At 70.4% G+C, this 7,996-nt stretch carries 5 protein-coding genes; 2 read left to right on the forward strand and 3 right to left on the reverse strand.

What is annotated here, in order from left to right:
- Positions 1-390: 390 nt before the first annotated feature.
- From WCD84_RS14155 to WCD84_RS14165, 3 genes are all read right to left on the reverse strand, one after another.
- Positions 391-3,234, reverse strand: coding sequence for a valine--tRNA ligase (locus tag WCD84_RS14155; protein WP_343281777.1), 2,844 nt, complete (start codon positions 3,232-3,234; stop codon positions 391-393).
- A gap of 43 nt (positions 3,235-3,277) precedes the next feature.
- Positions 3,278-3,718, reverse strand: coding sequence for a DNA polymerase III subunit chi (locus tag WCD84_RS14160; RefSeq protein ID WP_343281778.1), 441 nt, complete (start codon positions 3,716-3,718; stop codon positions 3,278-3,280).
- Between the two features lie 73 nt (positions 3,719-3,791).
- A complete protein-coding gene (locus tag WCD84_RS14165) occupies positions 3,792-5,276 on the reverse strand; it encodes a leucyl aminopeptidase (RefSeq protein WP_343281779.1) in 1,485 nt (494 codons plus the stop codon).
- Between the two features lie 142 nt (positions 5,277-5,418).
- Here WCD84_RS14165 and lptF point away from each other — a divergent pair, with 142 nt between their 5' ends.
- Both lptF and lptG read left to right on the forward strand, forming a co-directional pair.
- A complete protein-coding gene (lptF, locus tag WCD84_RS14170; protein ID WP_343254998.1) occupies positions 5,419-6,516 on the forward strand; it encodes an LPS export ABC transporter permease LptF in 1,098 nt (365 codons plus the stop codon).
- Positions 6,513-7,622, forward strand: coding sequence for an LPS export ABC transporter permease LptG (lptG, locus tag WCD84_RS14175; RefSeq protein WP_343281780.1), 1,110 nt, complete (start codon positions 6,513-6,515; stop codon positions 7,620-7,622). The genes lptF and lptG overlap by 4 nt, the downstream gene beginning before the upstream one ends.
- Positions 7,623-7,996 lie beyond the last annotated feature (374 nt).

Genomic DNA, 7,996 nt, shown 5'->3' on the forward strand with positions numbered 1-7,996 from the left:
CCTGCCTCCACGGCGGGCCCGGACCTTTTGCGCGGTGGTGGACGAGGGCAACGTCGACGCAGACGTCGCAACCGGGCGGTCGTCACCGGATCAAGCGGCACGGCCACAGCCACGCCGGCGAGCGCGACGCTCTTGATCTTCGACCCTAAGCAGAAAAACGCCACGGCCCGTCCCGCGTGCAGGGGGTGTGCGGAGAGCCGGCCATGGATGGCCGGCGCCCGGCCGCTAGGAGCAGGATGCGGAGACGGCCGGCGCAGCACACCCCCTGCACGCGGGACGGGCAGCGCAGACCACAACGGAGCGCCGCCGATCCCCCGACGCGCATCAATGCCAATGCCCTCAGCTGCACGGCAAGCGCCGCGAAAAGTCCCGGTGCGTGGGCGCGCCTGGTCAGAGGCGGGCGCGCTGGGCGCTGAGGGCGTCGTGCTGGGCGGTCCAGTCGGCCAGGCGGGTGCGCTCCTGTTCGACCACGGCGGCGGGCGCGTTGGCGACGAAGGTGTCGCTGGCAAGCTTGCCCTTCGATTTGGCCAGCTCGACGGCCACGCGCTTGAGCTCCTTGTCCAGGCGCGTGCGTTCGGCGTCGAGGTCGACCAGGCCTTCCAGCGGCACGAACAGCTTCAGCTCGCCGACCAGCGCGGCGGCGGCTGGCGGCGGATCGCCGCTGATCGACTCGATGCCTTCGATCCGGGTCAGGAAGCCGAGCTGCGAAGAGAATCGCGCGAGGCGGTCGGCGTCCGCACTGTTGCCGCCCGACACCAGCAGGCGAACCGGTTTGCCCGGCGACACGCCCAGCTCGCTGCGGATGCGGCGCAGGGCCGAGACCATGGCCTTGAGCCATTCGACGTCTGCGGCGGCTGCAGCATGGTCCTGGCCGGCGAAGTCAGACGCCCGCGGGTAGGCGCGCGTCATGATGCTGCCGCCTTCGATGCCCAGGCGCGGCGCGACCTGCTGCCACAGCTCCTCGGTGACGAAGGGCGTGAGCGGGTGCAGCAGGCAGAGCAGGCGTTCGAGCACGTGCAGCAGGGTGTGCCGCGTGCTCGCGGCCGCGGCGGCATCGCTGCCGTTGAGGGCGGGCTTGGCCAGTTCGACGAACCAGTCGCAGTACTCGTGCCAGGCGAACTCGTACAGGCACTGCGACAGCAGGTCGAAGCGGTAGCTGGCGAAGTGCGCCTCGGCCTCGGCGGCGATGGCGGCAAGGCGCGACAGGATCCACTTCTCGGGGGCGGTCACGGGCTGCGGCGCGCCCGTGGGGACGCCGGCGTCGCCGGTGTTCATCAGCACGAAGCGGGTGGCGTTCCAGAGCTTGTTGCAGAAATTCTTGTAGCCCTCGGCGCGGGCCAGGTCGAACTTGATGTCGCGGCCGGGGCCGGCGAGCGCGGCCATGGTGAAGCGCAGCGCATCGGCGCCGAACGCGGAAATCCCTTCGGGGAATTCCTTGCGCGTGGCCCTGGCGATCTTTTCCGCCATCTTCGGCTGCATCAGCCCGGCGGTGCGCTTGGCCACCAGGTCGTCCAGCGCGATGCCGTCGATGATGTCGATCGGGTCGAGGATGTTGCCCTTCGACTTCGACATCTTCTGGCCGTCCTTGTCGCGCACCAGGCCGGTCATGTAGACGTCGTGGAACGGCGCGCGCCCGGTCAGCCGGTCGGTCAGCATGACCATGCGCGCGACCCAGAAGAAGATGATGTCGAAGCCGGTGACCAGCACGCTCGACGGCACGAAGTCGTCGAAGCCGCGCTCGCGCATGGCCTCGGCGTCCGGCCAGCCCATGGTGCTCATCGGCCAGATGCCGGACGAGAACCAGGTCTCGAGCACGTCGTCGTCCTGGCGCAGCGCCACGTCTGCGCCGAGGCCGCTGCGCGCGCGCGCGTCGGCTTCGTCGCGACCGACGTGGGCGTTGCCGGCATCGTCGTACCACGCGGGAATGCGATGGCCCCACCACAGCTGGCGGCTGATGCACCAGTCCTGGATGTTTTCCATCCAGTGGCGGTAGGTGTTGATCCAGTTGGGCGGCACGAAGCGGATGTCGGGCTCGCTGCCGTCACGGCCCTCGAAGCGCTCGAGCCCGCGCGCGGCCAGCGTGTCCATGCGCACGAACCACTGGTCGGTGAGGTAGGGCTCGATGGCTTGGCCGGTGCGGTCGCCGCGCGGCACCTGCAGCTTGTGCGGCTTTGTCTCGAGCAGCAGGCCGAGGGCGTCGAGATCCTCGAGCACCGCCTTGCGCGCGACGTAGCGGTCCATGCCGCGATACTTCTCCGGCGCGTTGGCGTTGACCGCGGCATCGGGCGTGAACAGGTTGATCATCGGCAGGCCATGGCGCTGGCCGACCGCGTAGTCGTTGAAATCGTGCGCCGGCGTGACCTTGACCACGCCGGTGCCAAAGGCGCGATCCACGTACGCGTCGGCGATCACCGGCACCTCGCGCCCGGTCAGCGGCAGGGTGACCGTCTTGCCGATGAGGCCTGCGTAGCGCGCGTCATCCGGGTGCACCATCACCGCGGTGTCGCCGAGCATGGTTTCCGGGCGCGTGGTGGCGACGACCAGATAGTCGCGGCGTTCGCGCAGGGTCTCGTTGCCGTCGGCGTCGTGTTCGACGTGCTCGTAGCCGGCGCCGTCGCCGAGCGGATAGGCGATCGACCACAGGAAGCCGTCTTCCTCCTCGTTGAGCACTTCAAGATCGGAGATCGCGGTCTTCAGCACCGGGTCCCAGTTGACCAGGCGCTGGCCGCGATAGATGAGCCCCTGCGCGTGCAGCTGCAGGAAGGCCTCGACCACGGCCGCCGACGGCGCCGGGTCCATCGTGAACACCTTGCGCGTCCAGTCGCCCGAGGTGCCCATGCGGCGCATCTGGCGCTCGATGGTGTCGCCGGACTGGCCCTTCCACTCCCACACCTTGTCGATGAAGGCCTCGCGCCCGAGCGAATCGCGGGTGTCGCTGCTGCCGCTGGCGGCGAGGTTGCGCGACACCACCATTTCGGTGGCGATGCCGGCGTGGTCGCTGCCCATCTGCCACAGGGTGCGGAAGCCGCGCATGCGGTGGTAGCGCACCAGCGCGTCCTGCAGCGTGTGCTGGAACGCGTGCCCCATGTGCAGGGTGCCGGTGACGTTGGGCGGCGGCAGCAGGATGCTGTAGGCCGGGCCGTCGCCGGCCGGCGCGAACGCGCCGCTGGACTCCCACTGCGCATAGAGGCGGGATTCGAAGGACTTGGGGTCGTAGCCGGTGGCGAGGGTCATCGGAGGGCTCGGAGTCGGGGCAGGGCGGGGACGGGCCCCGGCGTCACATGTCGAATTTTTTCAGGTCGAAGCCGCGCGCCTTGTACTGGGTCCAGCGCGCGCGCAGCGGGCCGCGTGCGGATTCGTCGGCCGGGACCACCTCGAGCACGCGCTCGAAGGCGCCCTCGACCGGCGCGTCGCGCAGGTTGAGCACCAGGGGGCGCAGCGGCACGTCGGCCTCGGGCGGGGCGATGAGCACGTCCGCTTCCTCCTCGTCGCCTTCTTCCTCGTCCTCGAAGCCGGCACCGGCGATCTGGTGCGGCACGTAGGCGTCGGGGTCGAACGACCACAGCAGGTCGTCGAGCTGCTCGGCCTGGGCCATGTCGCGGGCCAGCACCAGCATCGGCTGGCCGGCGGCCAGGGCTTTCTTGGCCAGCTCGCAGACCAGCAGCAGGGGCTGGTCGCGGAAGCGGGGCTTGGCAATCAGGTAGAAGTCGGCGCGCATGCTCGGTCCCGGGTCAAAAGCCGGGCCGGCACCGGCTTTTCGCGTGCGAAAGCCGGTCCCGGCCGCGTGCGTCTTACTTGGCGGCGGCCTGGTCCAGCAGCCACTGCGACAGCAGGCCGACCGGGCGGCCGGTGGCCAGCCCGCTCTTGCCGCTGTGGCTGGCGCTGCCGGCGATGTCGAGGTGCGCCCAGCGCTGGCCCTCGGTGAAGCGCGACAGGAAGCAGCCCGCGGTCACCGCGCCGGCCCAGCGGCCGCCGATGTTGTAGACGTCGGCGAAGCTGGAATCGAGCATCGTCTGGTACTCGTCCCACAGCGGCAGGCGCCAGGCGCGATCGAACACTTCTTCGCCCGCGGCCAGCAGCTCCTGGCCGAGGTCGTCGTGCTTGGTCATGAGGCCGGTGGCGAAGCTGCCCAGGGCGACCATGCAGGCGCCGGTGAGCGTGGCCACGTCGACCAGGGCCTGCGGCTTGAAGCGCTCGGCGTAGGTCAGCGCGTCGCACAGGATCAGACGGCCCTCGGCGTCGGTGTTGCCGACTTCGATGGTCTTGCCGGACATGCTGGTGATGACGTCCGACGGGCGGTAGGCGTTGCCGTCGATGGCGTTCTCGACCGCCGGCACCACCACGACCAGGTTCACCGCGAGGTCCATGCCGGCCGCGGCCACGAACGTGCCCAGCACCGAGCCGGCGCCAAGCATGTCGTACTTCATTTCCTCGATGCCGCCCTGGGTCTTCAGGTTCACGCCGCCGGTATCGAAGGTGATGCCCTTGCCGACCAGCACGTAGGGCCTGGCGTCGCCGCCGTTGTTCCACTTCAGAACGATCAGCCGGGGCGCATTGGCCGAGCCGCGGGCGACCGCCAGCAGCGAGCCCATGCCGAGCTTTTCCATGTCTTCGCGCTCGAGCACCTCGCAGGAGGCCTTGTCGAACTTCGCGGCGAATTCCTGCGCCTGGCTGGCGAGGTAGGCCGGGTTGCAGATGTTCGGCGGCAGGTGGCCGAGCTCGCGGGTGAACTCGACGCCGGCAGCGATCGCCTGGCCCTGGGCCAGCGCGGCAGCGTCATTGCCTGCGATATCGAGGCGCTCGAGGCCCTTCTCGTCGCGCTTCTTGTTCTTCTCGCCCAGGGTCGCGGTATAGCGATAGGCGGCATGGCCGGCGGCGATGGCGGCCTGGCGGATGGCCCAGGCGGAGTCGCGGCCGGACACCTCGACCTCGGACAGCGTCAGCAGCGCCGAACGCACCGGACCGGTGCGGAGCGCGCGCACGGCGTCGGCCACGGCCTTCAGGTACTGCGGCACCGCGAACTTGGCCGATTCGCCCAGGCCCACCACCAGCACGCGCGGCGCAGCCACGCCGGGAACGTCGTGCAGGAGCGAGGTGCGGCCGGTGGCGCCGCTGATGTCGCCGCGGGCGGCAAGGGCCGACAGGCGGCCGCCGCTGGCCTCGTCAAGGGCGCGGGCAGCGGGCGTCAGGGTCTTGTCGGCGTAGGCGCCGACCACGATGCAGTCGACGGCGGCCGTGGCCGGGGAGGCGCTGTTCAGGGCTAGTTTGAGGGTCATGGGGTCCTGTACTGGGGTTTGGCGTGAAGTGTTCCTTACAATCCGCAGTCCAGAATGCGGCGATGCGCCGCGGCGCCAGCATGCTGGCGCGGCCTGACGGTGTATGGACGAACCCCCGATTCTAATGCAAGGCCGCATACGGATGCCGAAGCTCGACAGCTACCTGTTCCGCGAATTCGCCCAATCCACGTTCGCGGCGCTGGTGGTGCTGATGATCGTGAGCCTGGGCGGCGTGTTCGCCGACGTCCTCGGCGACATCGCCCGCGGCCGCGTCCCGGCGGGGCTGATGCTGTCCCAGCTGGGCCTGCAGGTGCTCAACTACCTGCCCCTGATCCTGCCCCTGGGGCTGATGCTGGGCCTGCTGCTGGCCGTGGGCCGGCTGTACCGCGACTCGGAAATGCCGGTATTGGTGGCCACCGGCGTCGGCCCGCGGCGGCTGCTGCGGCCGCTGATGATGCTGGTGCTGCCGGTGGTGGCCTTCATCGGCGCCTGTTCGCTGTGGCTGGGTCCCTGGGCCAACGACTACTCCCAGCGCATGGTCGCCGAAGGCAATCGCAACCTGCTGCTGGCCGGGCTCGAGGCCGGGCGCTTCGTCGAACTGCCCGGCGGCAGCGGCGTGGTCTACGTGGGCGCGATGTCCGGCGAAGGCTCGGCCCTGGGCCGGGTGTTCATCTACCGCCAGGACGAGGAGCGCATGGACGTCACCACCGCGCGCAACGGCCGGCTGACCGTCGATGGCCCCGAACGCTATCTCGACCTGGGCGAAGGATTCCGCGTCGAGGGCCCGCTGGCCGAGGGACTGGACTTCCGGATGATGCGTTACGCGCGCAACGAAATGCGCCTGCCCGACGCTGAAACCCGGTCGGCTGACGAGGATCCCGAATACGACAGCACGCTTGCGCTGCTCGGCGACCCGCGCCCCGAAGCGCGTGCCCAGCTGCATTCGCGCATCGCGCCGCCGCTGCTGGCACTGGCCTTCGCCCTGCTGGCGGTGCCGCTGGCGCGCAGCCCGCCGCGACAGGCCCGCTATGGTCGCATCGCACTCGGATTCCTGGCCTATGTGGTCGGCATCAACCTGATGTTGCTGGGCACCAAGTGGCTGGCCGACGGCAAGATGCCGCTGCAGCTGGGACTGTGGTGGCTGGTGTTGCCGCTGCTGGCCGTCGGCGCCTGGCTGTATTTCCGTGACGGCCACGTCGGCGTGCCGCGCCGCGCCCGCGGCGCGGGGGCAGCGCGATGATGCCGTTTCCGAAGATCCACGACCTCCACGTGGCCCGCGTGGTGGCGGTGACCGTGCTGCTGGTGTGGGCCATTCTGGTCGGGTTGGACGCCGTGCTGGCGGCGGTCGACGAGATCGACAACATGGGCGAGGGCGAGTACGGCTTCGTCAGCGTGCTGACCTATGTGGCCTACACCCTTCCGCGGCGCGCCTACACCATGTTCCCGACCGCGGCGGTGATCGGCACGCTGATGGGCCTGGGCCAGCTGGCGGCGTCGTCCGAACTCACCGCGCTGCGTGCGCTGGGCGTGTCGCGGCGCCGGCTGAGCATTTCGGTGGCGGTGCCGCTGGCGCTGCTGACCGGGGTGATGATGCTCAGCGGCGAGACCCTGGGCCCCGGCGCGCAGCGCGCCGCCGATGCGATGAAGGCGGCCGCGCGTTCCAGCGACATGATCGTGGCGCAGTACTCGGGGCTGTGGGCGCGCGAGGGCAACACTTTCCTCAACGCCCGCGACGGCCGCGAGCGCAGCGAGGGCGACCAGGCCTGGCTTGAGCTCAACGACGTGCGCCTGTTCGAATTCGACAACGACGGCCGGCTGGAGTCGGTCGCCCAGGTCGGCACCGCCGAACACCGCAGCGGCGGCTGGCTGCTGCGTGGCGTGCGCCGGGTGACCTTCGAGGAGCGCGCGGTGACCGAAGTCCGCGTCGACGAGGAGCGCTGGGAGTCGCAGCTCGACGCTGCGGCGCTGGCGGCCAGCGCCGGCGGCGCCTTCCGCCCGCGCTACATGTCCGCGCGCGACCTGGCCCAGGGCATCGACTACCGCCACCGCAACCGGTTGGATGCCAGCGAGTTCGAAGAGCACTACTGGGGGCGCTGGTTCTACCCGGTCAACGTGCTTGCGCTGTGCCTAGCGGCGATGCCGTTCGCATTCGGCTCGCTGCGCAGCGGCGGGCTCGGGCGCCGGCTGTTCATCGGCGTGGTGTTCGCGCTGATGTTCTGGATGCTGCAGAACCAGGTGGCCAAGCTGGCCGCTGTCTACGGCTTCGACTACCGGCTTGCCTATGCGATACCGCCGCTGCTGATGCTGACGGTGTCGTGGCTGCTGTTCCGGCGGCGCAGCGGCTGATCCGTCCTTCGGGTGGCGCGCGCCGCGGGAGGCGGCTGGCGAGGGGCGTGCTCCGCCCTGCCGCCAGCCATCCATGGCTGGAAGCAGGGGCGTGGGCCATCCATGGCCCACTCTCCGCACGCCCCTCGCCATCCACCTCCCGCACGACCGGTATCGGTGTCGTGGAAGGTTTGAACGGCCGCCCCAGTCGTGTCCGGCCAGGCACGGAAAAATTCCGGTTTTGGGCAGTCGCGCCCGACCGTCGAAGCCGCAATCTCCAATCTCGCGAAGCGGGGCGGGGGGGGGGGGGGGGGGGGGGGGGGGGGGGGGGGGGGGGGGGGGGGGGGGGGGGGGGGGGGGGGGGGGGGGGGGGGGGGGGGGGGGGGGAGAGGGGG

The organism is Luteimonas changyuni, assembly GCF_039548395.1.
Classification (GTDB): Bacteria; Pseudomonadota; Gammaproteobacteria; order Xanthomonadales; family Xanthomonadaceae; genus Luteimonas.